Here is a 25,593-nt window from a genome sequence, read left to right on the forward strand (position 1 = left end):
GAGCACCCCAGCAGGGTCGACATGTATGTCGACGAGTTTCCTGCACCTTCGTTAGATTCTGATTTTGATAAATTTCAAAGCTCCAGGAAAACGGCTCCAGATCATCAGCCCCAGCCATCGCTCATCGGTGCGGCGCGCCTGCGTTCCACCGGCAAGGATGTGCCCAGCATGGCGCAGGCCACCGCTTCGGCCACGCGAATGCCATCCACCCCGGCCGAGAGAATGCCCCCGGCGTAGCCCGCCCCTTCGCCGGCCGGGTAGAGCCCCGGCGTATTGGGGCTTTCGCAACCATCGCTGCGGCCAATGCGCAGCGGCGAGGAGGTGCGGGTTTCCACCCCGGTCATCACCGCATCGCCCATGGCAAAGCCGCGGATCTGCCGGCCAAAGGCGGGCAGCGCCTCGCGGATCGCGGCGACGGCGAAATCGGGCAGGCAGCGCGCCAGATCGGTGGGTGTCACACCCGGCTTGTAGCTGGGCACCACCGCGCCGAGCGAGACCGAGGCGCGGGCGGCCAGAAAATCCTCCACCCGCTGCGCCGGCGCGGCATAATTGCCGCCGCCGGCGATAAAAGCCTGCTCCTCCCAATGCCGCTGGAAGGCGATGCCACCGAGCGGCCCGGCCTGCGGGAAATCCGCCGGCGAAATGCCCACCACGATGCCGGCATTGGCGTTGAACTCGGCCCGCGAATATTGGCTCATGCCATTGGTGACCAGCCGCCCCGGCTCGCTGGCCGCCGCCACCACCCGCCCGCCCGGGCACATACAGAAACTATAGACCGATCGCCCATTGGCGGCGTGATGCACCAGCTTGTAATCCGCCGCCCCCAGGATGGGGTTGCCGGCGGCATGGCCATAGCGGGCGGCATCGATGATGGCCTGCGGATGCTCGATGCGAACGCCGATGGAGAGCGGCTTGGCCTCCATGGCCACGCCAGCCGCATGCAGCATGGCAAAGCTGTCGCGGGCGGAATGGCCGAGTGCCAGCACCACATGCCGGGTGGGCAGCGTGGTGCCATCGGACAGACGCAGGCCCAGCACCTGGCGATCCACCCCCAGCAGCACCTCCTCCATCTTGGTGCCAAAGCGATATTCGCCGCCCAGGGCCTCGATCTCGGCCCGCATCCGCTCGACCATGGAGACCAGCCGGAAGGTGCCGATATGCGGCTTGGCCACCCAGAGGATTTCCTCCGGCGCGCCGGCCTTGACGAATTCCGTCAGCACCTTGCGGCCATGCAGCAGCGGGTCGCGGATTTGCGAATAGAGCTTGCCGTCGGAGAAGGTGCCGGCACCGCCCTCGCCATATTGCACATTGGATTCGGGGTTGAGGATGTTGCGCCGCCACAGGGCCCAGGTGTCCTTGGTGCGCTGCCGCACTTTTTGGCCGCGCTCGAGGATGATCGGCCGAAAGCCCATCTGCGCCAGCAGCAGGGCGGCGAAAATGCCGCAAGGCCCGGTGCCCACCACCACCGGGCGCTCGGCGAGGTGTTCTGGCGCGTCGGCGACGAAGCGGTAGCGCATCTCCGGAGCAGAGACCGTTTTGGGATGCCCAGGCGGGTCCTCGGCGGGCGTGACATCGATGGAATAGACCAGCTTGATCTCGCTGCGCTTGCGCGCATCCACCCCGCGGCGGACGATCTGCCAATGCCGCGGCACCGCACCCAGCCGTGCCGCGATGGCAGCGGGCAGGGCGGCGGCGTCATGGTCGAGAGCCAGGGTGATGTCGTGCAGTCGCAACATGGCGCTCAGGTGGCACCGCGGCGGGCAAAGCTCAAGCCGCGGGCAGCAATGCCACGCCAAAACCCGCCAGCCGCGCATCGGCGGTGACGAATTGCGCCCCCTCCGCCGCCGCCTGTGCCAGCAGCAAATGGTCGAAGGGGTCACGATGTTCCCCCGGCAGCGGCAGCTTCATCAGCCGCGCCACATGGAGCGGCGAAAGCGCCACAATGCGAAACCCGGCCCGCACGCAGCCGGTTGTGAGGGCGGGTATGTCCACCGCCAGCTTGCCCACCCGCACCTTGATCGCCGCCTCCCATAGCGACACGGTGCTCACCAGCACCTCATGATCGGGCGCGGCGATTGCCTCGCGCGCTGCCGCCCCCAGCCGGGGGTGCCCGGCGGCGAACCAGAGCAGCACATGGGTATCGAGCAGCAGCCTCAAACCGGCGGATCAAGCTCTGCGATGATGGAGGCGGCGATATCCGTCTCCATGCCATCATCCTCATCGAGAAAGGCGATCTGCCCCTCCATGAAGCCAAAGCGCCGGGCCTCGGCCGCCACATAGGGCACGAGGCGGGCGACCGGCCGGCCGCGCGATGTGACGACCAGGGACGCGCCGGCGGCGACGCGCGCGAGGTGCTCGGCGAGGTTGTCGCGCAGCTCCCGGACATTGAGGTCGTCGATCAGCGCTTCCATGGCCGGCCTCCTTTAACAGTAGGCGTACACAAAACGCGACACGCGCGCAAGTTCAATCCGTCGCCATCACCCGCACATAGCCACCCGGCGCATCCTCCAGGGCCGGCAATTTGCCCTCGCCCGGCACCCGCGCCGGCACCATGGCCTTGTCCTGGCCGGTGACCCAGCGCTGCCAATCCGGCCACCAACTGCCGGAGAGTTCGGTGGCGCCGGCAAACCATTCATCCGGGCTGGCGGGCAATTCCTCATTCACCCAATGGCTGTATTTGCCGCCCTCGGGGGGGTTCACCACGCCGGCAATATGCCCCGAGGCCGCCAGCACGAAGCGCACCGGCCCGGCATAAAGCTGGGTGCCGCGATAGGTGCTCTTCCAGGGCGCGATATGGTCCTCGCGGGTGGAGACCAGATAGCTTGGCACCTTGATTTTACGCAGGTCGATGGCGGTGCCCAGCAGGGTGATGCCGCCTGGCTTGCACAGATCATTCGCCTGATACATCCGGCGCAGATAGAAGCTGTGCATCTTCGCCGGCATGCGGGTGCTGTCATCATTCCAGTACAGCAGGTCGAAGGGGAAGGGCTCCTGCCCCAGCAGATAGTTGTTCACCGCGAAGGACCAGATGAGGTCATTGGCGCGCAGCATATTGAAGGTGGTGGCCATCTCCCGGCCATCGAGGAAGCCGCGCTTGCCCATGCGCTCCTCCAGCCCCTGCAACTGCTCCTCATCGATGAAGACGCCCAATTCGCCGGCTTCCTCAAAATCGGTCATGGTCACGAAATAGGTCGCGGTCTTGATCCGCGTGTCCTTTTTCACCGCCATATAGGCCAAGGTCGTGGCCAGCAGCGTGCCACCCAGGCAATAGCCGATGGCATTGACCGCCCGCTCGCCTGTCGCCGCCTCAATGGCGTCGAGTGCTGCGAGCACGCCCTCCTTCATGTAATCGTCGAAACCCTTTTCCGACAAATGCTCATCGGGGTTGACCCAGCTTGCGACAAACACGGTGTGGCCCTGTTCGACCGCCCAGCGGATCAGCGAATTTTTCGGCCGCAGGTCGAGGATGTAGAATTTATTGATCCAGGGCGGGAAGATCACCAGGGGCCGCTTATAGACCGTCTCGGTCGTCGGCGCGTATTGGATCAGCTGCATCAGGTCGTTTTGGAACACCACCTTGCCGGGGGTGACGGCGATGTTTTCGCCCACCTTGAACTTGCTGTCATCGGTCATCCGGATGCGCAGCTTGCCCTTGCCCCGCTCCAGGTCGGAGAGCAGGTTGGTCAGCCCCTTGAGCAGATTGGCGCCGCCGGTCTCGGCGGTGCGGCGCAGCACCTCGGGGTTGGTCATGACGAAATTCGCCGGGCTCATCGCATCGACGAATTGGCGGGTGTAGAAATCCACCTTCTGCGCCGTCTTGGCGTCCAGCCCCTCAGTGCCCTGCACCACGGAGGTGAAATAGCGGCTGCTCAGCAAATAACTTTGCCGAATGAAATCAAATACTTCATTCTCGCGCCAGGCATCATCCTTAAAGCGGCGGTCGCCGCGCGGCTCCTCGATCACCGCGGGGGCATCGCCGCCCATCATCCGCCGCGCGGTGTTCGACCACAGGGTGAGGTAATCCTGCCAGAAGCCGATCTGTGCCTGCACGAGCTGGGCTGGATTGGCCATCATCCGCGCCGTCATCTCCATGAAGGCATGGCCGATATTCAGCGGATCGGGCTTGGAGGAATCCTCGGCCTGGCGGCGGAGGAAGTCGCCCACGATGCGCTGGCCTCGCTCGGCCACCTCGGCCATGGTACGGGTCATCAGCGCCGGTTCCGGCAGGCCGAAATGGGGTGTCTCGTTGTTGTTCTTATCGGCCATTATGCGTCCAAGAGATGTTGTGCCCCCGCCCTCTTCCAAGCGGCGCCACATCCGGGCAAACCGGGGGCGGAGTTGGTAAGGCGCATGGCGGTGAAGCTGTTGCAGGGTAGAAAGCACAGATGGGGCGCGCAAGCACGCGGCATTTTGATGGCGCTGCTGGCGGCATCGCCTTTGCTGGGCTGCGCCGTGCCGCCTGAATTGCGGCCGCGCACCCTGTTTCGGGAAATCTCCGGGGCGAATTTCCAATCCCGCATCCCCCCGCCGGGGCTCGACCAGCCGAGCGGCAATCTCGGCCAGGTGCCGCCCCGGCCGAGCCGGCCGGACCCCGCCACCCGCATGAGCCTGGACAATGCCCTCGCACAGGACCGCGCCCTCTCGCGCGAGCCGCTGGCCATGCGCGCCGGCCCGGCCGTCTTCACCGCCGCCGCCCCGGGCACGCCCGCCATTCCGGCCGCCCCGCCCGCCCGGCCCAATCTGGCGGCCGCCTCTGCCATCCCCTGGTCGGGGCCCGCGCTGATCGCCCCCGGCGCTGTGGCGCCCGAGCCGGGCGAGGTGCCCGCCCTGCCCACGCCCGACCTTCTGGGCCCGGCTGACAGCACCCCGCCGCCGCCACCCAGACTATAAACTGAGCGCCCTCGCCCGTGTGGCACCCGCCGGCTGGCTGGGCTACAAGAGGGGTTTGAACCCCTAGCACGCGAATATTTCATGCCAGAAGAATTCCACCGCATCCGCCGTCTGCCGCCCTATGTCTTTGCCGAGGTGAACTCGGCCAAGGCCCGCGCCCGCGCCGCGGCCGAGGATATTGTGGACCTTGGCATGGGCAATCCAGATAGCCCGACGCCGCCGCATATCGTCGCCAAGATGATCGAGGCGGTGGCCGACCCGCGCACCCATCGCTATTCCATGTCCAAGGGCATTCCGGGGCTGCGTAAGGCGCTGGCCGGTTATTATGATCGCCGCTTCGGCGTGAAGCTCAACCCGGAGACCGAGGTGGTGGCCACGCTGGGCTCCAAGGAAGGGCTGGCCAATCTGGCCCAGGCTATTTCCAGCCCCGGCGACACCATCCTGGTGCCCAACCCTTCTTACCCGATCCATCAATTCGGCTTCATCATTGCCGGCGCCTCGGCCCGCTTCATCCCCTATACGCCTGATGATGAAATGCTGGCCGCGATTGACCGCGCGGTGCGCCATTCCGTGCCCAAGCCCACCGCGCTGATCGTGAATTTTCCGTCCAACCCGACAGCGCTGCTGGCCAGCCGGGAATTCTACAAGGACCTGGTCGCCCTCGCCCTGAAGCATGAACTCTTCATCCTCAGCGACCTTGCCTATGCCGAGCTGTATTTTTCCGAGACGCCGCCGCCCTCAGTGCTGGAAATTCCCGGCGCGATGGATTGCACGGTGGAATTCACCAGCCTCTCGAAAACCTACAATATGCCAGGCTGGCGCATGGGCTTCGCGGCGGGCAATCCGCGGCTGATCTCGGCGCTGGCCCGGGTGAAATCCTATCTCGATTACGGCGCCTTCGCCCCCATCCAGATCGCCGCCGCCGCTGCCCTGAACGGGCCGCAGGACTGCGTGGCCGAGATGCGGGTGCTCTATAAGGACCGCCGCGATGTGCTGGTCAAAGGCCTGCATGCGGCTGGCTGGGACGTGCCCTCACCCGAGGGCTCGATGTTCCTCTGGGCGCCGATTCCGGAAAAATTCCGCCATCTCGGCTCGGTTGGCTTCTCCAAGCTGCTGCTGGAAAAGGCCAAGGTCGCCGTCGCCCCGGGCATTGGCTTTGGTGAGCATGGCGATGGCCATGTCCGCATCGCCCTCGTCGAGAATAATCACCGCATCCGCCAGGCCCTGCGCGGCATTCGTGGCTTTCTGGCCGGCGACAACGCCGCCCCCATCGAGGAATTGTCTGAAGTATGAGCAAGCCTCTCGCCATTGGCATCGCCGGCCTGGGCACTGTGGGGGCGGGTGTGGCCAATCTGCTGCGCAGCAATGCGGGCCTCATTGCCTCCCGCGCCGGCCGGCCCATCGTGGTCACCGCCGTCTCCTCGCGTGACCGCAACAAGGATCGCGGCGTGCCGCTGGCCGGGCTGCGCTGGTATGAGGATGCGGTGGCGCTCGCCGCCGATCCGGGTGTGAATGTGGTGGTCGAGGCCATTGGCGGCAGCGAAGGCCCCGCCCGCGCCCTGGTTGAGGCCGCACTCGCCGCGGGCAAGCCGGTGGTCACCGCCAATAAGGCGCTGCTGGCCATTCATGGCCGCGCATTGGCGGCGCTCGCCGAACAGAAGGGCGTAACCCTCGCCTTCGAGGCGGCGGTGGCTGGCGGCATCCCGGCGATCAAGGCGCTGCGCGAGGGGTTTTCCGGCAATCAGATTCGCCGCGTTGCCGGCATTCTCAACGGCACCTGCAATTACATCCTCACCGAGATGCGCATCCGCGGCCTGCAATTCGCCGAAGTGCTGCGCGAGGCGCAAAAGCTTGGCTATGCCGAGGCCGACCCCGCCTTCGACATTGATGGCATTGATGCCGCCCATAAACTCGCCATCCTGGCGGCCCTGGCCTTCAACCGCCCCGTCGCCTTTGATGAGGTGCATGTCGAGGGCATTCGCGAAATCTCCGCCGTTGATATCGCCATGGCCGAGGCGCTGGGTTTCCGCATCAAGCTGCTGGGCATCGCCGAGCATGGCGAGGGCGGCGTCTCCGCCCGGGTGCATCCCTGCATGGTGCCGCTCAGCGCGCCCATCGCCCGGGTGGATGGCGTGTTCAATGCCGTCGTCGCCGAGGGTGATGCGGTCGGCCGGGTGATGCTGGAGGGCCGCGGCGCCGGCGGTGGCCCGACCGCGAGCGCCGTGGTGGCGGATCTGATCGACATTGCCCGCGACCGCCACAGCCCGGTCTGGGGTGCCGAGCAATCCGCGCTCAGCCACGCCCCTGCTTTGCCGATGCAGCGCCATCGCGGCGCCTATTACCTGCGGCTGATGGTGCTCGACCGGCCGGGCGTCATCGCTGATGTGACCGCCGTGCTGCGCGATGCGGCGATCTCGCTCGAATCCATGCTGCAGCGCGGCCGCGCGCCGGGCGAGGCGGTGCCGGTGGTGCTCACCACCCATGAATGCGAGGAGGCGGCCATGCAGGCCGCGATGAGCCGCCTCGCAGCGCTGGATTGCGTGCTGGAAAAACCGGCACTGATCCGAATCGAGGCGCTGTGACCCCCTGCCCTCACCAATCTCACCCCGCCATAACGCCGGAGCTTGCCGCATGACGCCCACCGATGGTCAGGTGACCGACCGCAACCTCGCCCTCGAATTGGTGCGCGTGACCGAGGCTGCCGCCCTCGCCGCCTCCAATTGGGTGGGCAAGGGCGATAAAAACGCCGCCGATGGCGCGGCGGTGGAAGCCATGCGCCACGCCTTCGACACGGTGGCGATCGACGGCACCGTGGTGATCGGCGAGGGGGAGATGGATGAGGCGCCGATGCTCTATATCGGCGAGAAGGTAGGCCTTTACGCCAAATCGGGCGGCGGCCCGCTGGCCGATATCGCGGTGGACCCGCTGGAGGGCACCAGCCTCACCGCCAAGGGCGGGCCCAATGCCATGGCGACCATCGCGCTGGCCGAAAAGGGCGGCTTTCTGCACGCGCCGGATATTTACATGGACAAGCTGGCGGTTGGCCCCGGCCTGCCCAATGATGTGGTGAGCCTCGACGCCACCATGGAGCAGAACCTCAAATCCCTCGCCCGCGCCAAGAAATGCGATGTGGGTGACCTCACCGTCTGCATGCTCGACCGTGACCGCCACAAGGAATTGCTGAAAGCCTGCCGCGCTGCGGGTGCGCGCGTCATGCTCATTCCCGATGGCGATGTCTCCGGCGTTGTGGCCGTCAGCCAGCCCGAGGCTGGGGTGGATATGTATGTCGGCTGGGGTGGCGCGCCCGAGGGCGTGCTGGCCGCGGCGGCGCTGCGCTGCATCGGCGGGCAAATGTATGGCCGGCTGATCTATGAGGATGACAGCCAGATCGAGCGGGCGAAATCCATGGGCATCACCGAGCCCAACCGGATCTTCCGGCTGGAGGAAATGGCGAAGGGCAATGTCATGTTCGCCGCCACCGGCGTGACCACGGGGCCGATGCTCAAGGGCGTGCGGCGCTTTGGCGGCGGCGCCTTCACCCATTCCATCGTCATGCGCAGCAAATCCGGCACGGTGCGCTATGTTGAGGGCCATCACAATTTCAACGTGAAGCCGGTCTCCTTCATTGCCTGAAGCCGGGCTGGGCGTGGCACCAAGCGCCGTGGCACTGGGTGTGGCGCAAAGCGCCGTGGCACTGGGTGTGACGCAAAGCGCCGTGGCACTGGGTGTGGCGCAAAGCGCCACGGGGCGCGCCTGGTCCTGGCGCGCCGCCGATGAGCGCGCCGGGCTGATGCTCGCCCAGCGCCTCGATATCCCAGAATTGGTCGGCCGCTTGCTCGCCGCGCGTGGCATTGGCCCCGATACGGCGGGCGATTTCCTCGCCCCCAAGCTGCGCGCCCTGCTGCCCGACCCCGCCATCCTGCGCGATATGGATGAGGCCGCCGCGCGCATCGCCGAGGCGGTGCGCCGCGATGAGGCGGTGGCGGTCTTTGCCGATTATGATGTGGATGGCGCCTGTTCCGGCGCGCTGATGGTCCAGGGCCTGCGCGATCTGGGCTGCGGGCAGGTGAGCCATTACGTGCCCGACCGGCTGCGCGAGGGCTATGGCCCCAATGCCCCCGCCATTGCCTCGCTTTGCGATGCCGGGGCGCGGCTGATCATCTGCGTCGATTGCGGCATTGCCGCCCATGCGGCGCTGGCCGCAGCCCAAGGCCGTGCCGATGTGGTGGTGCTCGACCACCACAAGGCCGAGGGCGCGCCCCCTCCGGTGCTAGCCGCGGTCAATCCCAACCGGCTGGATTGCCATTCGGGCTTGGGCCATCTCTGCGCTGCCGGCGTGGCCTTTCTGGCGCTGGTGGCGACGCATCGGGTGCTGCGGCAATCGGGGTATTTCGCCAAGCGGCCCGCGCCTGACCTGCTCGATATGCTCGATATGGTGGCACTGGCCAGCGTGTGCGATGTGGTGCCGCTGCTGGGCGTCAACCGCGCGCTGGTCGCGCAAGGGTTGCGGGTGCTGGCCCGCGGCAACCGGCCGGGGCTGGCGGCGCTGATGGCAGTCGCCGCCGTCAAGGGCGAGCCCTCGGCCTATACGATGGGCTTTGCCCTCGGCCCTCGCATCAATGCCGGCGGGCGCATCGCCGAGCCTGACCTGGGCCTGCGCCTGCTGCTCGCCGCCGATTCGGTGGAGGCCACCCCCATGGCCGAGCGGCTGGATGCGGTGAACCGCCAGCGCCAGGAGGTGGAGGCCTCGGTGCTGCAGGATGCGCTGGACCAGGGTGCCGCCCAACTCGCCCGCGGCCATGGGGTGCTGCTGGTGCATGGCCAGGGTTGGCATCCTGGCGTGGTGGGCATTGTGGCCTCGCGGCTGAAGGAAAAATTCAATCGGCCCAGCCTGGTGGCGGGGGTGTCCGATGGGGTGGCCAAGGGCTCGGGCCGCAGCGTGACCGGGCTCGATCTGGGTGCCGCCGTGCTTTATGCCCGGGCGAAAGAGATGCTGCTGACCGGGGGCGGCCATGCCATGGCGGCGGGATTTTCCTGCGCGGCGGAGCGTCTCGAGGAATTCCATGCTGTGTTGAATGAGCGCCTGGCTGGCGCCGCCGCCCTGCCGCCGGGGGGTGAATTGCTGCTTGATGGCAGCCTCACCCTGCGCGGTGCGACGGTGGAGATGGCCGGGCAGATCGAGCGGCTTGCCCCCTTCGGCGCCGGCAATGAGGAGCCGCTCTTCGCCCTGCCGCGCGTGCGCGTGGTGAAGGCCGATAGGGTGGGCCGCGAGGGCAGCGTGGTGCGCGCCTTTCTCGAAGGCGAGGATGGCGGCCGGCTTAAGGCGGTGTGCTTCCGCGCCAAGGATGGCCCGCTGGCCGAGCTGCTGCTGGGCGCGCGCGGCGTGGGCTTGCATCTGGTGGGGCATTTGCGGGCAGAGCGGTGGCAAGACCAGGTCTCGGCCGGGTTTCAGATTATCGATGCGGCGCGGGTATGAGCATCTGATCACATATCCTTGGGCCTGCGGGGATTGACCGCCGCAGCCTCGCCGCGTATCCCCCCCTCACGAGTGGCCCGTTCGTCTATCGGTTAGGACACGGCTCTTTCACAGCTGAAAGGCGGGTTCGATTCCCGCACGGGTCACCAGCCACTTGTTTTTTCCAATAAAGCCGAGACGTTAGGTCGCTTTTTGTAAACTCTGACGTTTGGGGTTTACAGTTTTTTGTTCGCGTTTTGGGTGGTTTTGGCCATCGCGGTCACCGCCATCAGGCGCCGCTCCGCTTTGGGCGTGTCACCCTGCGCCTCGGCTGGTATCCGGTGGCCTGGCGTGGTCATCCTATCGTGAGCGGCGCGCGCGGCCTGGGGCCGTCGCGTCTGTTTGATTGTCGGATTTATTGTCCAAAAAAAGGCCGCGGCGCTACAGAATGTAGCGCGACAAATCGGCCGAGCCGGCCAGCGGCGCCACCTTCTCGGCCACCAGCGCCGCATCCACCCGCACCGTCTCACCCGGGCGGTCAGAGGCGGTGAAGCTGATCTCCTCCAGCAGGCGTTCGAGCACGGTGGAGAGGCGCCGCGCGCCGATATTCTCCACATTGGCATTGATATCGGCGGCGAGGTCGGCCACCGCATCCACCGCATCCTCGGCCATGTCCAGCGTCAGGCCTTCGGTGGACATCAGCGCGATATATTGCTTGACCAGGGAATGCTCCGGCTCGCGCAGAATGCGGCGGAAATCCTCGCGCGTGAGCGCCTTCAACTCGACGCGAATGGGCAGGCGGCCCTGCAATTCGGGCAGCAGGTCGGAGGGTTTGGAGAGGTGGAAGGCACCCGAGGCGATGAAGAGAATGAAATCCGTCTTCACCGCGCCATGCTTGGTATTGACCGTGGTGCCCTCGATCAGCGGCAGCAGGTCGCGCTGCACGCCCTCGCGGCTGACATCGCCGCCGCGCACGCCATCGGCCCCCGAGCCACGAGCGATCTTGTCGATCTCATCGAGGAAGACGATGCCGTTATTCTCGACATGGCGCACCGCATCGCGGGTCAGCGCCTCGTCATCGAGCAGCTTGTCGGCCTCCTCGCGCTGCATCGCCTCACGCGCCGCGGCCACACTCATTTTGCGCGGTTTGGCGCCCTTGCCGAACATTTTTGCCAATTGGTCCTGCATGCCCTGCATGCCGGGGGGCATGCCCGGCATTTCCAGCATGCCGATGGGGCTGGCAGTGGGGTCGCTGACCTGAACCTCGATTTCGCGGGTCTCGATCTCGCCCGAGCGCAGCATTTTGCGAAATTTTTGCCGCGTCTCGCCGGCCGCACCTTCGCCGACCAGGGCGGTGAGAAGCCGCTCCTCGGCGGCGAGTTCGGCGCGGGCCTGCACGCCCTTGCGGGCGGCCTCACGCAGCTGGGCGATGGCGACTTCGAGCAGGTCGCGGATAATGCTGTCCACATCGCGCCCGACATAGCCAACCTCGGTGAATTTGGTTGCCTCCACCTTGATGAAGGGGGCATTGGCCAGGCGGGCGAGGCGGCGGGCGATCTCGGTCTTGCCGCAGCCGGTCGGGCCGATCATCAGGATGTTCTTGGGCACCACCTCGGCCTGCATGGCCTCGGGCAATTGCTGGCGCCGCCAACGGTTGCGCAGAGCAATGGCCACGGCGCGCTTGGCGTCATTCTGGCCGACGATGAAACGGTCAAGCTCGCTGACGATTTCACGCGGGGAGAGGTTCACGGCATCCATCACAGCGTCTCCAGCACAAAATTGCCATTGGTATAGACGCAGATGCTGGCGGCCACCTTCATGGCGCGGCGGGCGGTTTCCTCGGCGGAGAGCCCCTCCACCGTCATCAAAGCGCGCGCGGCGGAGAGGGCGTAATTGCCGCCCGAGCCGATGCCAATGACCGAATCCTCGGGCTCCAGCACATCGCCCTGGCCGGTGAGCAGCAGGGAGCGGTCCTTATCGGCGACGGCCAGCAGTGCCTCCAGCCGGCGCAAATACCGGTCGGTCCGCCAATCCTTGGCCAATTCGACGCAGGCGCGCTCCAATTGGTCCGGAAAGCGTTCCAGCTTCGCCTCAAGCCTTTCGAGCAGGGTGAAGGCATCGGCGGTGGCGCCGGCAAAACCGGTCAGCACTCGGCCGCCGGCGATGCGGCGCACCTTCTTCGCATTGCCCTTCACCACGGTCTGTCCCATCGAGACCTGGCCATCGCCGGCCATGGCCACCTGCATCTGGCCATCAGGGCCAAGGCGGCGGACGCAGAGGATGGTGGTGCCATGCCAACCCAGCGGGTCGTGCGGCCGGTCATACGTGTTCATCATGCCGCTCATGTGGCGCGATGCGCCGCCGGTTGCAACGCATGGCGGGGCGGTGGCGCAGCGGAATTGAATGGGCTACCCCTGGGGCATGGAAAGCTGCTTTGCCGAGGCTGGGGATTCGCTGCCCCTGCATATTGTCACCCCCGCCGGGCTGGCCGAGGCCCTGCCACCCGCCCATCGCGCTTATTGTGAGGCCTGCGGCTTCACCGGCCAGGCGCAGGCACTGATGTTGCTGCCCGCGTTGGGTGGCGATGGCAGCGGCGGGCTGGCCAGCGCGGTGCTGGGCCTGGGCGATGGCCCGGTAACACCGATGAGCTTTGGCGGCCTCGCCTTTGGCCTGCCGCAGGACAGCCTGTGGCATCTGGCCGCGCCAGAACATGCCGCGGCGGCGGTGCTGGGCTGGGGCCTGGGGGCCTATCGCTATGGCCGTTTCAAGCAGCCCAAGCGCGCCCCGGCCCGGCTGGTGCTGCCCGGTGCGGCCAGTGACCAGGCCGCCCTGGCCCAGTTGCAGGCCACCAATCATGCGCGTGACCTGATCAATACCCCGGCCAATGCGCTCGGCCCGGCCGAATTGGCGGCCGCGGTGGGCGATGTGGCTGCCCGCCATGGCGCGCGGTTTCGCCTGATCGAGGGCGCGGCGCTGGCCGAGGGTTTTCCCGCGGTGCAGGCGGTGGGCGGTGGCAGCCCCCGTGCGCCGCGCATCGCCATTGTGGAATGGGGCGAGGCGGATGCGCCGCTGCTGGCACTCTGCGGCAAGGGCGTGTGTTTTGACACGGGCGGGCTCGACCTCAAGCCACCCTCGGCCATGCTGCGGATGAAGAAGGATATGGGCGGGGCCGCGGTGATGCTGGCGCTGGCCGATTGCCTCATGGCGGCGCGCGCCCCCTGGCGCATTCTGCTGGTGGTGGGGGCGGTGGAGAATTCCGTCTCCGGCGAGGCCTTCCGCCCCGGCGATGTGATCGCCACCCGGGCGGGGCTTTCGGTGGAGATTGGCAATACCGATGCCGAGGGCCGGCTGGTTTTGGCCGATTTACTCACCTTCGCGGCCGAACACCAACCGGCGCTGATCCTCAATGGCGCGACGCTGACAGGGGCGGCGCGGGTGGCGCTGGGGCCGGACCTGCCAGCGCTTTTCGCCAATGATGATGCGCTGGCCGATGCCTTGTTGCAGGGCGGCAGCGCGGCGCATGACCCGCTGTGGCGGCTGCCGCTGCATGATGGCTATGACAGCTGGCTCGATAGCGGCGTGGCTGACCTGAACAATGTGTCCAGCAAACCCAGCGCCGGGGCGGTGGTGGCGGCGTTGTTTCTGCGCCGATTCGTGCCCAAGGCTGTGCCCTGGGCGCATCTGGACCTGTATGCCTGGAATGATGCGAACCGCCCCGGCCGGCCGGAGGGGGGCGAGGCCACGGGGCTGCGCGCGCTTCAATCCGGTTTGGCAATTTACCGCGATTCCATCCGTTAATTGTCTAATCGGCTGATTCGCTGCCGATTGCGGTGATGGCGGCGGCGCGGCCTGGCAATTTTTCGGCAAAAACATTGCCGATAATTCACATAAATCTTGACTAGACTTGTCAAGTTCGGCCTATAGGATTCCTAGAGAAGATCACGATAACGGACTGAGGCTGCTTCGCGTGCTGCCCCACCCTGCCGGGAGGGAAGGCTGCGAGATTCGCGAAAGGAATGGCGACCATGCCCGATACCCTACAAGCCGACCGTATGGTTGGTGTGCTGCGCGATACCGTGGTGTCTTTGGTCCGGCGCGATGGGCCGGATCTTTCGGCCCGCCAGCTTGGCGTGTTTCTGACGGTTTATCTCGCCGAAGGCCCGCACACAGTGCGCGGCCTGGCGGCCGAACTCAATGTCTCCAAGCCTGCCATCACCCGCGCGCTGGACCGGCTGGGCGAGTTTGACCTCGCCCGGCGCAAGCTTGACCCGATGGACCGCCGCAGCGTGCTGGTGCAGCGCACGGTGAATGGCGCCGCATTGCTGCGCGACCTGCGCCAGACCATGGCCGAAGCCGAAGGCCAGGTTGCCCTACCGCTCGACCGGGTGATGGCCGAATTCGCCGAGGAAGGCCGCCGCGCCGGCTGAGAGGTGCGGCTTGGGCTCAGCGGGGTGCTGGACAACGCTCATTGCTGAGTAGAGGAGCGGAAAGGCAAAGCCCCTCGATCTTGTCCTACCCCACCAACCGCCCCGCCTCGCCTGGCGCAATCCAGGCAAGTTCACCGGCGACAAACACCGCCACCAGTTTGGGCGCCGCCGCGCCGCCCGCCACCAGCAGCGCATCGCCGCGCTGGCCGGGGCGCGAAGCCCCGCGATCGGTCAGGCCCAGCGCCTCGGCCGGATTGGCCGAGACCAGCGCCCAGGCCGCCGCCACATCCAACACGCCGCGCCGCAGCATGACGAAGGGTGCTGCGAAAAGTGCGGGCCAATGGTAATCACTGGCCAGCACGGTGACGAGGCCGCGCTCGGCCAGCGGCGCGGCTGAGGCCCAGCCCATATGGCTGCCGCCGCGCACCACATTGGGCGCGCCCATCACCACATGCTCACCATGGGCGCGGGCATTCTCCGCCACCGCCTCGGTGATGGGGAATTCGCAAATGCTGGCCCCAAGCGCGCGGAAGGCGGCGCGTTGTTCGATATGCGGGTCGTCATGGCTGAGCATGGGGATGGCGGCGGCCTGGGCGGCGGCGGCGAGTGCCGCGCGGGCGGCCGCCACGCCGGGGCGGCTGGCCATGGCGGTATCGACCAGGGCGCGGAAATCGGCATCGGAAACCCCGGCCCGGCCGGCATATTTGGCCAATTGCATCGGGTCCGTCACTTTTTTGGCGATGCCCGGCGTGTGGTCATTATAGCCCAGCAGATGCACCTGGCCTTTGGCGATGGCCTGCAGCGCGTCATCGAGCGCGCCGAGATTATCCGCCTCGAAGCGCAGATGCACCCGGATATCCGGCCCGCCCGGTGCGGGGGCCGCCAGCAGGGCGCGGAACATCTCGACCGAGCGCAGCCCCGGCTCCCAGGAGAGGGTGAGGCCGAGATAGGCGGTGGTGATGCCCGCCCCCAGCAATTGCGCCGCCGTGTCGCGCAGGGCGAAATCGGCGGCAAACCCAACCCCTGGGCGCGGTTGCAGCGCGCGCTCATGCGCGTCGCCATGGATATCGACAATGCCGGGCAGCACCCAGCAGCCGGTGGCATCGAGGCGCTTGGCGCCGGCGGGGGCGGCCTCGGCCACGCGCGTTTGGGCAAGTGCCAGGGTGCTGGGGTTCAGCCCATCGGCGCCGAGCACGGCACCGCCTTCGATCGACCAGGCCATCACGCGCCCTCCACCACAAGTTGCGTTCGCCCCGCCGCGTAGCGGGTGAAGGTGACATCCACCGGCACGCCCTCGGGGTCGGTGTTCACCGCCTCGGCCAGCAGCAGCGGGCGGGTGCGGGCCTGGCCGAGGAGTTCCGCCTCCTCCGGGCTTGGCATGCGCGCGGTGATGCGGGTGATCTGGCGGCGGTAATCCGGCACGCCGCTCGCCGCCAGGGCGGCGGAGATGGAGGGGTTATCGGCCAGCAGGGCGGCGATGCGCGCGAAGCGATGGGCCGGAAAATGATGCATGCCCAGCAGGATGGCACGGCCATTGGCGAAGCCCAAACGCTCGGCCACCACCACGGCCCGGCCACGGCGCAGTTTCAGCAATTCCGCCACCCGGCCCTCGGCCGGGATTTCGGCGATGCGGATGATGCGCCCCGAAGGTTCGCGCGATTGCGCGCGGATGATCTCGGAGAAGCGGGTGCGGCTGCCAAGGGGGTATTCCACCACCTCCTCGGCCACGAAGGAGCCGCGGCCCTGCTCGACGCGCACAAGGCCGCGGCCGGTGAGTTCCTCCATGGCGCGGCGGATGGTGTGGCGGTTGACGGCCAGCGCCTCGGCCAAATCGGTCTCGGTGGGCAGGCGGGCACCGGCGACCAATTGGCCGCTGGTGATGGCCGCTTCCAGCCGCGAGGCGATCTGCCGCCACAGGGCGAGGCCATCGCCGCGCGGCAGGGGGGTTGTCAGCATTGTCATCGAAGCTTCAAGCAATGAGCCGCCCTTTCCGTGGGATCATCTGGTTGACGATATCGCGCGCCGCATGGGATTGTCTAGACATCCCGATGATCACGACCTCACTCCCAGAAACGCCACCAGACGCGCCCCCATCCCAAACCGCCGAGCGGCAGCAATGGATGGCGGTGCTCGCCCGCGCGGCGGCCGATGCGCTGCGGCCACATTGCGCGCGGCTACCGCCGCACACCCGTTTGCGCGGGCCTGAGATCGGCCTTGTGATGCTGCGCGGGCGCATGGGTGGTGATGGTGCGCCCTTCAACCTGACAGAGGCCACCGCCACACGCTGCACGGTGGATATGGCCGGGCGTATGGGCCATGCCACCGTGCTGGGGCGCGATATGGAGCAGGCCGAACTCGCCGCCATGCTCGATGCCGCCTTGCAGGACCCTGCCCTGCGTCCAGCGCTGCTGGCCGCAGTGATTGCGCCGCTGGCCGCCGAGCAGGCTGCGCGCCGCGCCCGCGATGCCCGCCGCGCCGAGGCCACGCGGGTGCAATTCTTCACCATGGCCACCATGCGATGAGCAGCCCCATGACCCCCGGCTTCGCTGACCCTGTGCTGGGCGCGCAATCGAGTTTTCGTGCCATGCTGCATGCCCTGTCGCATCCGGGGCGGATCGTCGCATTGCCGGATGTGCCGCAGGCGCCCGCGCCGCTTGGGCCGGCCATGGCGGCGCTGGCGCTGGCGCTGTGCGATGCCGATACGCCGCTATGGCATGATGGCGGCGCGGCGGTGGCGGATTGGCTGCGCTTTCACACCGGCGCGCCGCTCGCCCCCGCCCATGCTGCGCGCTTCCTGGCCGCGACCAGTGCGCCGCCCGCGCTGGCCGGCCTCGCACTGGGCAGTGATGAGGCGCCGCAGGATGGTGCGACCTTGCTGCTGCAGGTGAGCGCGCTGGAGGCGGCTGCGGGGTGGAGCCTGTCCGGGCCGGGTATCGAAACCACCACAGCGCTGCGGGTGAGCGGCGCGCCTTTGGGTTTCGTGGCCGAGCGTGCGGCGCTGGGGGCGCTGTTTCCACGCGGGCTGGACATTATGCTCTGCGCTGGGCGGCATATTGTCGGGCTGCCGCGCACTACCATCATTCGGGAAGAGCGCTGATGTATGTCTCGGTCAAGGGCGGTGAGACCGCCATCGGCCATGCTCATGCCTGGCTGGCCGAGGCGCGGCGCGGCGATACCGCGCTGGCTGAACTCTCCACCGCGCAAATCGAGCAGCAGCTTAGCCTGGCAGTCGATCGGGTGATGGCCGAGGGGGCTTGCGCCGATCGTGGCCTGGCGGCGCTGGCGCTGAAACAGGCGCGCGGCGACAGCACAGAGGCCGCCTTCCTGCTGCGCGCCTATCGCACCACCCTGCCCCGCTTTGGCTATGCCCTGCCGGTCGATACGGCGGCGATGGCGATTCATCGCCGGATCAGCTCCACCTATAAGGACCTGCCCGGCGGCCAGGTGCTGGGGCCAACCTTTGACTATACCCACCGGCTGCTGGATTTCGCCCTCGAGGCCGAGGGGCTGGCAGCACCGCCGCCCGCCGCCGAGGCGAAAGAGGAGGCTGGGCGCATGCCGGCGGTCACCGCCATCCTGGCGCAGGAGGGGCTGATGGCGCCTGACCTCGCCTCCGATGCCGAGCCGCCCGATATCACCCGCGAGCCGCTGGCCTTTCCGGCCGATAGAGCGCTGCGGCTGCAGGCCATGGCGCGCGGCGATGAGGGGTTTTTGCTGTCGCTGGGGTATTCCACCCAGCGCGGCTACGGCAATGCGCATCCCTTTGTCGGTGAGATTCGCATGGGCGAGGTGCGGGTGGAGATCGAGCCGCCGGAGCTGGGTTTTGCCATTGATATCGGCGATATCATGGTGAGCGAATGCCAGATGGTGAACCAATTCGCCGGCACCGCCGAGGCACCACCGCAATTCACCCGCGGCTATGGTCTGGTGGTGGGGCAGAATGAGCGCAAGGCCATGGCGATGTCGCTGGTGGACCGCGCGCTGCGCGCCCCCGAACTGGGCGAGGTGGCGACAGCACCGGCGCAAAGCCCCGAATTCGTGCTCTATCATTGCGACAATGTGGAAAGCACCGGCTTCGTCGAACATTTGAAGCTGCCGCATTACGTCGATTTCCAGAGCGAATTGGAAAAAATCCGCGCCATCCGTGCCCGCTGGTTTGCGGAGCGCGCGCCATGAGCGAAACCAGCCCCAAGCCGCGCCCCCTCGCCGGTTATAATTTCGGCTATCTCGATGAGGCGACGAAGCGGATGATCCGCCGCGCCCTGCTCAAGGCCGTGTGCATCCCGGGCCATCAGGTGCCCTTTGGCGCGCGGGAAATGCCGCTGCCCTATGGCTGGGGCACGGGTGGCATTCAGGTGACCTCGGCGGTGCTGGGGCCTTCGGATGTGCTCAAGGTGATCGACCAGGGCGCTGATGACACCACCAATGCCGTCTCGATCCGCCGCTTCTTCTCCCGCGTGGCGGGTGTGGCCACCACCGAAAGCACGGCCGAGGCCTCCATCATTCAAACCCGCCACCGCATTCCCGAAACCCCGCTGCGCGAGGGGCAAATCCTGGTCTATCAGGTGCCGATGCCCGAGCCGCTGTTCAAGCTGGAGCCCCGGGTGGCGGAGAGCACAAAGCTGCATGCCCTGGCCGATTACGGGCTGATGCAGGTCAAACTCTATGAGGATATCGCCCGTCAGGGTGAGGTGGGGACGAGCTACAACCACCCCGTCATGGTCAATCACCGCTACCTCATGTCACCCTCGCCCATTCCAGCTTTCGACAATCCGAAGATGCACATGAATGCCGGGCTGCAATTATTCGGTGCGGGGCGGGAGAAGCGGATTTACGCCGTGCCGCCCTATACCGATGTCCGCAGCCTCGATTTTGAGGATCATCCCTTCAAGCCGGTGCGCGCGCCGCATGCCTGCGCGATTTGCGGCAGTGAGGAGAGCTACCTCGACGAGGTGATCACCGATGATGCCGGCGGGCGGATGCATGTCTGCTCGGACACCGATTACTGTGCCTCCCGCCCGCCGCTGGAGGATGCGCCATGAGCGCGCTGCTGCAGGCCGAGGGGCTGGATTTGCGCTTCGGCGCGGTGCGCGCGCTGGATGGCGTGGCGATCTCGATCTGGCCGGGCGAGGTGGTGGCGATTGTGGGTGAGAGCGGCTCGGGCAAATCCTCGCTGCTGCGGGTGCTGGCGGGGATGCAGCGGGCCGATGCCGGCGCGGTGCTCTATCGTGATGCCGCCGGCGCCACGCATAGCATTCTCGATGCATCCGATGCCGCGCTGCGCCGGTTGATGCGCAGCGATTGGGGCTTTGTGCACCAAAATGCCCGCGATGCGCTGCGCATGGAGGTCTCGGCCGGTGGCAATGTGGGCGAGCGGCTGATGGCGGCCGGAGACCGGCATTACGGCCATATCCGCCAGGTGGCGGCGCATTGGCTCGAGCGGGTGGAGATGGGCCCGGCGCGGATGGATGAATCGCCCAAAAATTTTTCCGGCGGCATGCAGCAGCGGCTGCAGATCGCCCGCACGCTGGTGACCAATCCGCGGCTTGTGTTCATGGATGAGCCGACCGGGGGGCTCGATGTCTCGGTGCAGGCGCGGCTTTTGGATCTCATTCGTGGGCTGGTGGCGGATTTGGGGCTGGCAGTGCTGCTGGTGACGCATGATATCGCCGCCGCCCGGTTGCTCGCCCATCGCATCGTGGTGATGCGCCATGGGCAGGTGGTCGAGGAAGGGCTGACCGATAGGGTGCTGGATGACCCGCAGCACCCCTATACCCAATTGTTGGTTTCTTCGGTGCTGGCGGCATGACGGCCACCGATTCACGCCTCCGGGCGAAAGCCGCCCTCCAGCGATCGGGGGCGGCATGATCATGCTCCAGGCCCAGGGCCTGCAAAAATCCTTCACCCTGCATCTGCAGGGCGGCATTGCCATGGCCGTGCTGCGCAATGTGGATATCACCCTGCGCGCCGGGGAATGCGTGGCGCTGGCCGGGCCTTCGGGGGCGGGGAAATCCACCCTGATGCGCTGCCTTTATGGCAATTACGGTTGCGATGGCGGCAGCATTCATCTGCGCCATCACGGCGCGATGGTGGATATCGCCGCCGCCGATGCGCGGCAGATGCGCGAGGTGCGGCGCGACACGCTGGGCTATGTCAGCCAATTCCTGCGCGTCATCCCGCGCGTGCCCAGCCTTGATATCGTGGCCGAACCGATGTGCGCGCGCGGCGTGCCGCTGGAGGAGGCGCGGGCGCGGGCGGCGGCGCTGCTCACCCGGCTGAATATGCCCCCCTCCCTGCATGGGCTGCCGCCCGCCACCTTCTCGGGCGGTGAGCAGCAGCGGGTGAACCTTGCCCGCGGCTTTGCCGCCGCCCATCCCGTCCTGCTGATCGATGAGCCGACCGCGAGCCTCGATGCCGCCAATGCCGCGGTGGTGATCGCCCTCATCGAGGAGGCCAAGGCCGCCGGCCAGGCCATTATCGGCATTTTCCACGATCTGCCCGTGCGCGAGCGCGTGGCCGATCGCCTGTTGCACATCGAACCTGTATGCGAGACCGCATGACCCCCGAGACCATCCTGACCAATGCCCGCATCATCCTGAGCGATGCGGTGATCCACGGCACGCTGGTGCTGCGCGATGGGCTGATCGCCGAGGTGCAACCCGGCCGCAGCCATGCGCCGACCGCGCGCGATTGCGAGGGCGATGACATCATCCCCGGCCTCGTCGATGTGCATACCGATAATCTGGAACGCCAGGTGCAGCCGCGCGCGAATGCCCGCTGGCCCAGCCGCAGCGCCTTTCTGGCGCATGACGCGCAATGCGCCGCGGCTGGCGTCACCACGGTGCTGGATGCGCTGTGCATTGGCGATCTGGGCTTTGATCAGGAGCGCGACCAGACCTTTCTTGATGGCGTGCGTGACCTCACCGAGATGCATGCCACCGGGCTGATGAAATCCGAGCATTTGCTGCATTTGCGCTGCGAATTGCCCGCGCGCGACACGCCGCGCATCCTCGACCCGGTGGCCGACCACCCGCTGGTGGCGATGCTCAGCGTCATGGACCACTCGCCTGGCGTGGGCCAGTACCGCGACATCAATCGCTATATCAAGATGCGGGTGCGGCAAACCAATTGGGGCGAGGCCGAGGTGATGCAGCGCATTGCCGAATTGCGCGCCAAGCGCGAGGAGGTGGTGCCGGGCAATCGGCAATGGGTGCTCGAGCGCGTGGCGCATCGCAACCTGCCCATCGCCAGCCATGATGATGAGAGCGCCGAGCAGATCGCCGCCCATGCGGCGCTGGGCATTCGTATCAGTGAGTTTCCAGTGACCATGGAGGCGGCGGAGGCGGCGCGGGATATGGGCGTGGCGGTGATTGGCGGGGCGCCCAATATCGTGCGTGGCGGCAGCCATTCGGGCAATGTCTCGGTGATGGAGATCGTGCGCGCGGGGGCGTTGGATACCATCGCCTCCGATTACGTGCCGGCGGCGATGATCGAGGCGGCCTATGCCTGCGCCGAGGTGATGGGCCTGCCGGCGGCGATTGCCACCATCACCGCCAATCCGGCGCGGATGTGCCGCATGGCCGATCGCGGTTCCATCGCGGTGGGGCTGCGTGCCGATATCGTGCAATTGCGCCATCATGTGGGGCTGCCCTTTGTCCGCCGGGTCTGGCGCGGGGGCATGCGCGTCGCATGATGCGGGCGGCAATTTATTGGGCACCTGAGATCAATGACCCCCTGCATGCGCTGGGCAGCCGCTGGCTGGGGCGGGATGCTGAGACGGCGGCGAGCCTGACACAGCCGGATGTGCCGAGCATTGCCGAGATCACCGCCGATGCACGTGGCTATGGGCTGCATGCCACGCTCAAGCCGCCCTTCCGCCTGGCCCAGCCTTATGGCGCGCTGCGTGATGCGGTGGCGGGCCTGGCAGCGGCCACCCGGCCCTTCTCGCTGCCGCCGCTCTCCGTGCAGGACCTCAAGGGGTTTCTGGCGCTGCGCGAGACGGCGCCTTGCCCGCCCCTGCATGCCCTGGCCGATGCCTGCGTGACCGGGTTGGATGGCTTTCGCGCCCCGCCCGAGCCGGCGGAATTGGAACGCCGCCGCCGTGCCCCCCTCTCGGGGGCGCATGAGGCGATGCTGGCGCAATGGGGCTACCCCTATGTGCTGGCGGAATGGCAGTTTCACGTCACCCTGACCCGGCGGCTGCAACCGGGCGAGCGTGATGCCATTCTGCCGCCGCTGCAGGCGCATTTTGGCAATATCCCCGCCAATCCGCGGCTGGTGACCGAGATCTGCCTTTTCACCCAGGCCGCGCCGGGTGCAGCCTTCCTCATCGCCGAACGTTTCGCCCTGAAAGGCAGCGCATGATCCGCACAATGGAAGAGCTGGAAGCGCTCTATGGCACGCCCAGCGCGCCGAGCCTGCGCAAGGTGGCGCGGCATATCACCGCCGATTACGCCCGCATCATTGAGGCCGCGCCGTTTTGCGCCCTGGCCACGGTGGGGCCGGAGGGGATGGATTGCTCGCCGCGTGGTGATGCGCGTGGGCTGGTGCGGATTGCCGATGAGACGACGCTGCTGATGCCCGACCGGCGCGGCAATAACCGCATCGACAGCCTGCGCAATATCATCCGCGACCCGCGGGTGGCGCTGATGTTTCTCATCCCCGGAAGCGGCAATGCGCTGCGGATCAATGGCCAGGCGCATTTGACCGCCGATGCGGCCATGTTGGAGAGTTTTGCGGTGGAGGGGGCGAGGCCGCGCAGCGTGACGGTGATCACCGTGCAGGAGGTGTATTTCCAATGCGCCCGCGCGATCATCCGTGCGGGGCTATGGGATGCAGCAAGCCAGTCCCGGGCCACGGGCCTGCCCAGCCCGGGGCAAATTCTGGCCGGAATGACTGCGGGCGAGGTGGGCGGCGAGGCCTATGACCGTGAATGGCCCGGACGCGCCCGCACCACCATGTGGTGACACCAGGGCGCGGAAGTTCTACCCCTGAGGCAAGCTATGGGAGCCCAGCATGCCGCGTTTTGCCGCCAATATATCCATGATGTTCAATGAATTGCCCTTCCTGGACCGATTCGCCGCAGCGCGCGCGGCGGGGTTCGAAGCGGTCGAATTTCTCTTCCCCTACGAATTTCCGGCCGCCGAAATCGCCATGCGGCTCAAGGATAACGGCCTGGCCCAGGTGCTGTTCAATGCGCCGCCGGGCGATTGGGCGAATGGTGAGCGCGGCATGGCCTGCATCCCAGGCCGGGGGCAGGAGTTCCGCGACAGCATCATGAAGGCGCTGGATTATGCCGCAGCGCTGGGCTGCCCGCGGCTGCATGTGATGGCGGGGATGTCGCCTGCCGGCGTGGCGCCCGCCACCATGACCGGGCTTTACGCCATCAACCTGGCCTGGGCGGCCGAGCGGGCAATTGCCCAGGGCGTGACCTGCGTGATCGAGCCGATCAACCAGCGCGACATGCCGGGCTATTCGCTGACCGGCACGGCCAATGCGGTGGCGGTGATCGAGGCGGTGGGGCCCGAGCGGCTGGGCCTGCAATTCGACCTCTACCACACCCAAATCACCGAGGGTGACCTGGTGCCGCGGATGAAGGCCCTCCTGCCCTATATCGCCCATATGCAGGTAGCCGACACGCCCGGGCGGCATGAGCCGGGCACGGGCGAGGTAAACTGGCCTTTCGTGTTCAAGGCCATCGACGATGGAGGCTATCGCGGCTGGATAGGCTGCGAGTATCGGCCGGCGGGCGATACCGTCGCTGGGCTGGGCTGGTTTCAACCCTATAAGACGGGAGTGTGAGCGTTATGAAGATCGGTTTCATCGGGCTGGGCATTATGGGCCTGCCCATGGCGGAGAATTTGCGCAAGGCCGGCCATGAGGTGGCGGTGCCCGAGCGGGCGAGCCTCAAGCCCGAGGCGCGGGCAGCCTTCACCGTGCTGGCCGATGCCACGGCGGTGGCGGCGGCGAGCGAGGTGATCATCCTCATGGTGCCCGATACCCCCGATGTGGAGCGGGTGCTGTTTGGCGCCGGCGGCGTGGCGGCGGGGCTCTCGGCCGGCAAGATGGTGATCGACATGTCGTCCATCTCGCCCACGGCGACCAAGGATTTCGCCCTGAAGGTGAATGCGCTGGGCTGCGATTACCTTGATGCGCCCGTCTCGGGCGGCGAGATCGGCGCGAAAAATGCGGCGCTGACCATCATGATCGGCGGGCCGCAGGCGGCGTTTGACCGGGCATTGCCGCTATTTCAGCTGATGGGCAAGAACATCACCCTGGTGGGCGAGAATGGTGCCGGCCAAGTGACCAAGGTGGCGAACCAGATCATCGTGGCGCTGAATATCGAGGCGGTGGCCGAGGCGCTGGTCTTTGCCTCCAAGGCGGGGGCGGACCCAGCCAAGGTGCGCGCGGCGCTGATGGGCGGCTTTGCCAATAGCCGTATTTTGGAAGTGCATGCCGAGCGGATGATCAACCGGACCTTTGCGCCGGGCTTTCGCATTGCGCTGCATCAGAAGGACCTCAATCTGGCGCTGCAATCGGCCAAGGAATTGGGCGTGGCATTGCCCAATACGGCCTCCGCGCAGCAGCTTTTCTCCGCCGTCGCGGCGATGGGTGGAGACCAGCTGGACCATTCGGGGATGATTCAGGCGCTGGAGACACTGGCGGCACATAAAATTAGATGATTGGGAATTAACTATTTCGGCAAAAAATGATTTAAGCTATGCTGCGATTCTCACTCATTCGTGAGTATGAATATGTTGGCAAGCTGGTGGAAATTTCGTATCCATTCCATGCGTGGTGAGATTTTCGCTCACCCCACCC

General features: G+C 66.8%; 26 protein-coding genes and 1 tRNA gene. 19 read left to right on the forward strand and 8 right to left on the reverse strand.

Features of this window, described 5'->3' with window-relative positions:
• Window positions 1-104: 104 nt before the first annotated feature.
• From ABWP84_RS03245 to ABWP84_RS03260, 4 genes are read right to left on the reverse strand one after another with little or no spacing between them, the layout of a single operon-like run.
• The gene (locus tag ABWP84_RS03245) at window positions 105-1,736 is read right to left on the reverse strand and encodes an FAD-dependent protein (protein ID WP_353210561.1); all 1,632 of its coding nucleotides are present in this window, start codon (window positions 1,734-1,736) and stop codon (window positions 105-107) included.
• A gap of 31 nt (window positions 1,737-1,767) precedes the next feature.
• Window positions 1,768-2,157, reverse strand: a complete 390-nt coding sequence (locus ABWP84_RS03250) for a type II toxin-antitoxin system VapC family toxin (protein ID WP_353210562.1) — start codon at window positions 2,155-2,157, stop codon at window positions 1,768-1,770.
• Entirely contained in the window at window positions 2,154-2,411 is a 258-nt protein-coding gene (locus ABWP84_RS03255) for a type II toxin-antitoxin system prevent-host-death family antitoxin (RefSeq protein ID WP_353210563.1), read from the reverse strand. The genes ABWP84_RS03250 and ABWP84_RS03255 overlap by 4 nt, the downstream gene beginning before the upstream one ends.
• Before the next feature lie 52 nt (window positions 2,412-2,463).
• A complete protein-coding gene (locus tag ABWP84_RS03260; RefSeq protein ID WP_353210564.1) occupies window positions 2,464-4,266 on the reverse strand; it encodes a class I poly(R)-hydroxyalkanoic acid synthase in 1,803 nt (600 codons plus the stop codon).
• Window positions 4,267-4,413: 147 nt separating this feature from the next.
• On the opposite strand from ABWP84_RS03260, the gene ABWP84_RS03265 reads away from it, so the two are divergent.
• From ABWP84_RS03265 to ABWP84_RS03290, 6 genes are all read left to right on the forward strand, one after another.
• Window positions 4,414-4,890: a hypothetical protein gene (locus ABWP84_RS03265; protein ID WP_353210565.1), complete on the forward strand. Its 477-nt coding sequence runs from the start codon at window positions 4,414-4,416 to the stop codon at window positions 4,888-4,890.
• Window positions 4,891-4,971: 81 nt separating this feature from the next.
• Window positions 4,972-6,183 (forward strand): LL-diaminopimelate aminotransferase, encoded by a 1,212-nt coding sequence (locus tag ABWP84_RS03270; RefSeq protein WP_353210566.1) that lies wholly within the window; start codon window positions 4,972-4,974, stop codon window positions 6,181-6,183.
• Window positions 6,180-7,472, forward strand: a complete 1,293-nt coding sequence (locus ABWP84_RS03275; protein WP_353210567.1) for a homoserine dehydrogenase — start codon at window positions 6,180-6,182, stop codon at window positions 7,470-7,472. Before ABWP84_RS03270 ends, ABWP84_RS03275 begins: the two co-directional genes overlap by 4 nt.
• A gap of 49 nt (window positions 7,473-7,521) precedes the next feature.
• Complete coding sequence (glpX, locus tag ABWP84_RS03280) at window positions 7,522-8,523, forward strand: class II fructose-bisphosphatase (protein ID WP_353210568.1); 1,002 nt, start codon at window positions 7,522-7,524, stop codon at window positions 8,521-8,523.
• Window positions 8,524-8,680: 157 nt separating this feature from the next.
• Complete coding sequence (recJ, locus tag ABWP84_RS03285) at window positions 8,681-10,366, forward strand: single-stranded-DNA-specific exonuclease RecJ (RefSeq protein ID WP_353210651.1); 1,686 nt, start codon at window positions 8,681-8,683, stop codon at window positions 10,364-10,366.
• A 74-nt stretch (window positions 10,367-10,440) separates the two neighbouring features.
• Window positions 10,441-10,515 (forward strand) — tRNA-Glu (locus tag ABWP84_RS03290).
• Between the two features lie 271 nt (window positions 10,516-10,786).
• Here the strand turns inward: ABWP84_RS03290 and hslU are convergent.
• Both hslU and hslV read right to left on the reverse strand, forming a co-directional pair.
• Window positions 10,787-12,103 carry an ATP-dependent protease ATPase subunit HslU gene (gene hslU / locus ABWP84_RS03295; protein WP_353210569.1) on the reverse strand — a complete coding sequence of 439 codons (1,317 nt, stop codon included), beginning with the start codon at window positions 12,101-12,103 and terminating at the stop codon, window positions 10,787-10,789.
• Window positions 12,103-12,681 (reverse strand): ATP-dependent protease subunit HslV, encoded by a 579-nt coding sequence (gene hslV, locus ABWP84_RS03300; protein WP_408904233.1) that lies wholly within the window; start codon window positions 12,679-12,681, stop codon window positions 12,103-12,105. The genes hslU and hslV overlap by 1 nt, the downstream gene beginning before the upstream one ends.
• Before the next feature lie 67 nt (window positions 12,682-12,748).
• Between hslV and ABWP84_RS03305 the strand changes: the two genes are divergently transcribed.
• Window positions 12,749-14,143, forward strand: a complete 1,395-nt coding sequence (locus tag ABWP84_RS03305; protein WP_353210571.1) for a leucyl aminopeptidase family protein — start codon at window positions 12,749-12,751, stop codon at window positions 14,141-14,143.
• A 227-nt stretch (window positions 14,144-14,370) separates the two neighbouring features.
• On the forward strand, window positions 14,371-14,772 hold the full coding sequence (locus ABWP84_RS03310; RefSeq protein WP_353210572.1) for a MarR family transcriptional regulator: 402 nt from the start codon (window positions 14,371-14,373) through the stop codon (window positions 14,770-14,772).
• Window positions 14,773-14,857: 85 nt separating this feature from the next.
• Here ABWP84_RS03310 and ABWP84_RS03315 read toward each other — a convergent pair whose 3' ends face one another.
• The gene (locus tag ABWP84_RS03315) at window positions 14,858-15,994 is read right to left on the reverse strand and encodes an alpha-D-ribose 1-methylphosphonate 5-triphosphate diphosphatase (RefSeq protein WP_353210573.1); all 1,137 of its coding nucleotides are present in this window, start codon (window positions 15,992-15,994) and stop codon (window positions 14,858-14,860) included.
• Window positions 15,994-16,734: a phosphonate metabolism transcriptional regulator PhnF gene (gene phnF, locus ABWP84_RS03320; protein WP_353210574.1), complete on the reverse strand. Its 741-nt coding sequence runs from the start codon at window positions 16,732-16,734 to the stop codon at window positions 15,994-15,996. Before phnF ends, ABWP84_RS03315 begins: the two co-directional genes overlap by 1 nt.
• A gap of 86 nt (window positions 16,735-16,820) precedes the next feature.
• On the opposite strand from phnF, the gene phnG reads away from it, so the two are divergent.
• Genes phnG through ABWP84_RS03375 form a run of 11 tightly spaced genes read left to right on the forward strand, consistent with a single transcriptional unit; the run spans window position 16,821 to window position 25,454 of the window.
• Window positions 16,821-17,294, forward strand: coding sequence for a phosphonate C-P lyase system protein PhnG (phnG, locus tag ABWP84_RS03325; protein ID WP_353210575.1), 474 nt, complete (start codon window positions 16,821-16,823; stop codon window positions 17,292-17,294).
• Complete coding sequence (phnH, locus tag ABWP84_RS03330) at window positions 17,291-17,869, forward strand: phosphonate C-P lyase system protein PhnH (RefSeq protein ID WP_353210576.1); 579 nt, start codon at window positions 17,291-17,293, stop codon at window positions 17,867-17,869. The genes phnG and phnH overlap by 4 nt, the downstream gene beginning before the upstream one ends.
• Complete coding sequence (locus ABWP84_RS03335; protein ID WP_353210577.1) at window positions 17,869-18,948, forward strand: carbon-phosphorus lyase complex subunit PhnI; 1,080 nt, start codon at window positions 17,869-17,871, stop codon at window positions 18,946-18,948. The genes phnH and ABWP84_RS03335 overlap by 1 nt, the downstream gene beginning before the upstream one ends.
• Entirely contained in the window at window positions 18,945-19,814 is an 870-nt protein-coding gene (locus ABWP84_RS03340; RefSeq protein WP_353210578.1) for an alpha-D-ribose 1-methylphosphonate 5-phosphate C-P-lyase PhnJ, read from the forward strand. Before ABWP84_RS03335 ends, ABWP84_RS03340 begins: the two co-directional genes overlap by 4 nt.
• A complete protein-coding gene (phnK, locus tag ABWP84_RS03345; RefSeq protein WP_353210579.1) occupies window positions 19,811-20,581 on the forward strand; it encodes a phosphonate C-P lyase system protein PhnK in 771 nt (256 codons plus the stop codon). The genes ABWP84_RS03340 and phnK overlap by 4 nt, the downstream gene beginning before the upstream one ends.
• 55 nt (window positions 20,582-20,636) lie before the next feature.
• Window positions 20,637-21,332, forward strand: a complete 696-nt coding sequence (gene phnL, locus ABWP84_RS03350) for a phosphonate C-P lyase system protein PhnL (protein ID WP_353210580.1) — start codon at window positions 20,637-20,639, stop codon at window positions 21,330-21,332.
• Entirely contained in the window at window positions 21,317-22,465 is a 1,149-nt protein-coding gene (locus ABWP84_RS03355) for an alpha-D-ribose 1-methylphosphonate 5-triphosphate diphosphatase (RefSeq protein ID WP_353210581.1), read from the forward strand. The genes phnL and ABWP84_RS03355 overlap by 16 nt, the downstream gene beginning before the upstream one ends.
• Window positions 22,462-23,136, forward strand: a complete 675-nt coding sequence (locus tag ABWP84_RS03360; protein WP_353210582.1) for a DUF1045 domain-containing protein — start codon at window positions 22,462-22,464, stop codon at window positions 23,134-23,136. Before ABWP84_RS03355 ends, ABWP84_RS03360 begins: the two co-directional genes overlap by 4 nt.
• A gap of 8 nt (window positions 23,137-23,144) precedes the next feature.
• Complete coding sequence (locus tag ABWP84_RS03365) at window positions 23,145-23,738, forward strand: pyridoxamine 5'-phosphate oxidase family protein (RefSeq protein WP_353210583.1); 594 nt, start codon at window positions 23,145-23,147, stop codon at window positions 23,736-23,738.
• A gap of 49 nt (window positions 23,739-23,787) precedes the next feature.
• Window positions 23,788-24,573: a 2-oxo-tetronate isomerase gene (otnI, locus tag ABWP84_RS03370; protein ID WP_353210584.1), complete on the forward strand. Its 786-nt coding sequence runs from the start codon at window positions 23,788-23,790 to the stop codon at window positions 24,571-24,573.
• A 5-nt stretch (window positions 24,574-24,578) separates the two neighbouring features.
• Window positions 24,579-25,454 (forward strand): 2-hydroxy-3-oxopropionate reductase, encoded by an 876-nt coding sequence (locus ABWP84_RS03375; protein ID WP_353210585.1) that lies wholly within the window; start codon window positions 24,579-24,581, stop codon window positions 25,452-25,454.
• Window positions 25,455-25,593 lie beyond the last annotated feature (139 nt).

This window comes from Rhodovarius sp., from assembly GCF_040399605.1.
In the GTDB taxonomy this organism is placed as follows: domain Bacteria; phylum Pseudomonadota; class Alphaproteobacteria; order Acetobacterales; family Acetobacteraceae; genus Rhodovarius; species Rhodovarius crocodyli_A.

Bases quoted from the DNA above. Each gene is read 5' to 3' on its own strand.
- ABWP84_RS03245 (WP_353210561.1), bottom strand. From the start codon at position 1,736: ATGTTGCGACTGCACGACATCACCCTGGCTCTCGACCATGACGCCGCC.
- ABWP84_RS03255 (WP_353210563.1), bottom strand. From the start codon at position 2,411: ATGGAAGCGCTGATCGACGACCTCAATGTCCGGGAGCTGCGCGACAAC.
- ABWP84_RS03260 (WP_353210564.1), bottom strand. From the start codon at position 4,266: ATGGCCGATAAGAACAACAACGAGACACCCCATTTCGGCCTGCCGGAA.
- ABWP84_RS03265 (WP_353210565.1), top strand. From the start codon at position 4,414: ATGGCGCTGCTGGCGGCATCGCCTTTGCTGGGCTGCGCCGTGCCGCCT.
- ABWP84_RS03270 (WP_353210566.1), top strand. From the start codon at position 4,972: ATGCCAGAAGAATTCCACCGCATCCGCCGTCTGCCGCCCTATGTCTTT.
- ABWP84_RS03275 (WP_353210567.1), top strand. From the start codon at position 6,180: ATGAGCAAGCCTCTCGCCATTGGCATCGCCGGCCTGGGCACTGTGGGG.
- glpX (WP_353210568.1), top strand. From the start codon at position 7,522: ATGACGCCCACCGATGGTCAGGTGACCGACCGCAACCTCGCCCTCGAA.
- recJ (WP_353210651.1), top strand. From the start codon at position 8,681: ATGCTCGCCCAGCGCCTCGATATCCCAGAATTGGTCGGCCGCTTGCTC.
- hslU (WP_353210569.1), bottom strand. From the start codon at position 12,103: ATGGATGCCGTGAACCTCTCCCCGCGTGAAATCGTCAGCGAGCTTGAC.
- hslV (WP_408904233.1), bottom strand. From the start codon at position 12,681: ATGATGAACACGTATGACCGGCCGCACGACCCGCTGGGTTGGCATGGC.
- ABWP84_RS03305 (WP_353210571.1), top strand. From the start codon at position 12,749: ATGGGCTACCCCTGGGGCATGGAAAGCTGCTTTGCCGAGGCTGGGGAT.
- ABWP84_RS03310 (WP_353210572.1), top strand. From the start codon at position 14,371: ATGCCCGATACCCTACAAGCCGACCGTATGGTTGGTGTGCTGCGCGAT.
- ABWP84_RS03315 (WP_353210573.1), bottom strand. From the start codon at position 15,994: ATGGCCTGGTCGATCGAAGGCGGTGCCGTGCTCGGCGCCGATGGGCTG.
- phnF (WP_353210574.1), bottom strand. From the start codon at position 16,734: ATGACAATGCTGACAACCCCCCTGCCGCGCGGCGATGGCCTCGCCCTG.
- phnG (WP_353210575.1), top strand. From the start codon at position 16,821: ATGATCACGACCTCACTCCCAGAAACGCCACCAGACGCGCCCCCATCC.
- phnH (WP_353210576.1), top strand. From the start codon at position 17,291: ATGAGCAGCCCCATGACCCCCGGCTTCGCTGACCCTGTGCTGGGCGCG.
- ABWP84_RS03335 (WP_353210577.1), top strand. From the start codon at position 17,869: ATGTATGTCTCGGTCAAGGGCGGTGAGACCGCCATCGGCCATGCTCAT.
- ABWP84_RS03340 (WP_353210578.1), top strand. From the start codon at position 18,945: ATGAGCGAAACCAGCCCCAAGCCGCGCCCCCTCGCCGGTTATAATTTC.
- phnK (WP_353210579.1), top strand. From the start codon at position 19,811: ATGAGCGCGCTGCTGCAGGCCGAGGGGCTGGATTTGCGCTTCGGCGCG.
- phnL (WP_353210580.1), top strand. From the start codon at position 20,637: ATGATCATGCTCCAGGCCCAGGGCCTGCAAAAATCCTTCACCCTGCAT.
- ABWP84_RS03355 (WP_353210581.1), top strand. From the start codon at position 21,317: ATGCGAGACCGCATGACCCCCGAGACCATCCTGACCAATGCCCGCATC.
- ABWP84_RS03360 (WP_353210582.1), top strand. From the start codon at position 22,462: ATGATGCGGGCGGCAATTTATTGGGCACCTGAGATCAATGACCCCCTG.
- ABWP84_RS03365 (WP_353210583.1), top strand. From the start codon at position 23,145: ATGGAAGAGCTGGAAGCGCTCTATGGCACGCCCAGCGCGCCGAGCCTG.
- otnI (WP_353210584.1), top strand. From the start codon at position 23,788: ATGCCGCGTTTTGCCGCCAATATATCCATGATGTTCAATGAATTGCCC.
- ABWP84_RS03375 (WP_353210585.1), top strand. From the start codon at position 24,579: ATGAAGATCGGTTTCATCGGGCTGGGCATTATGGGCCTGCCCATGGCG.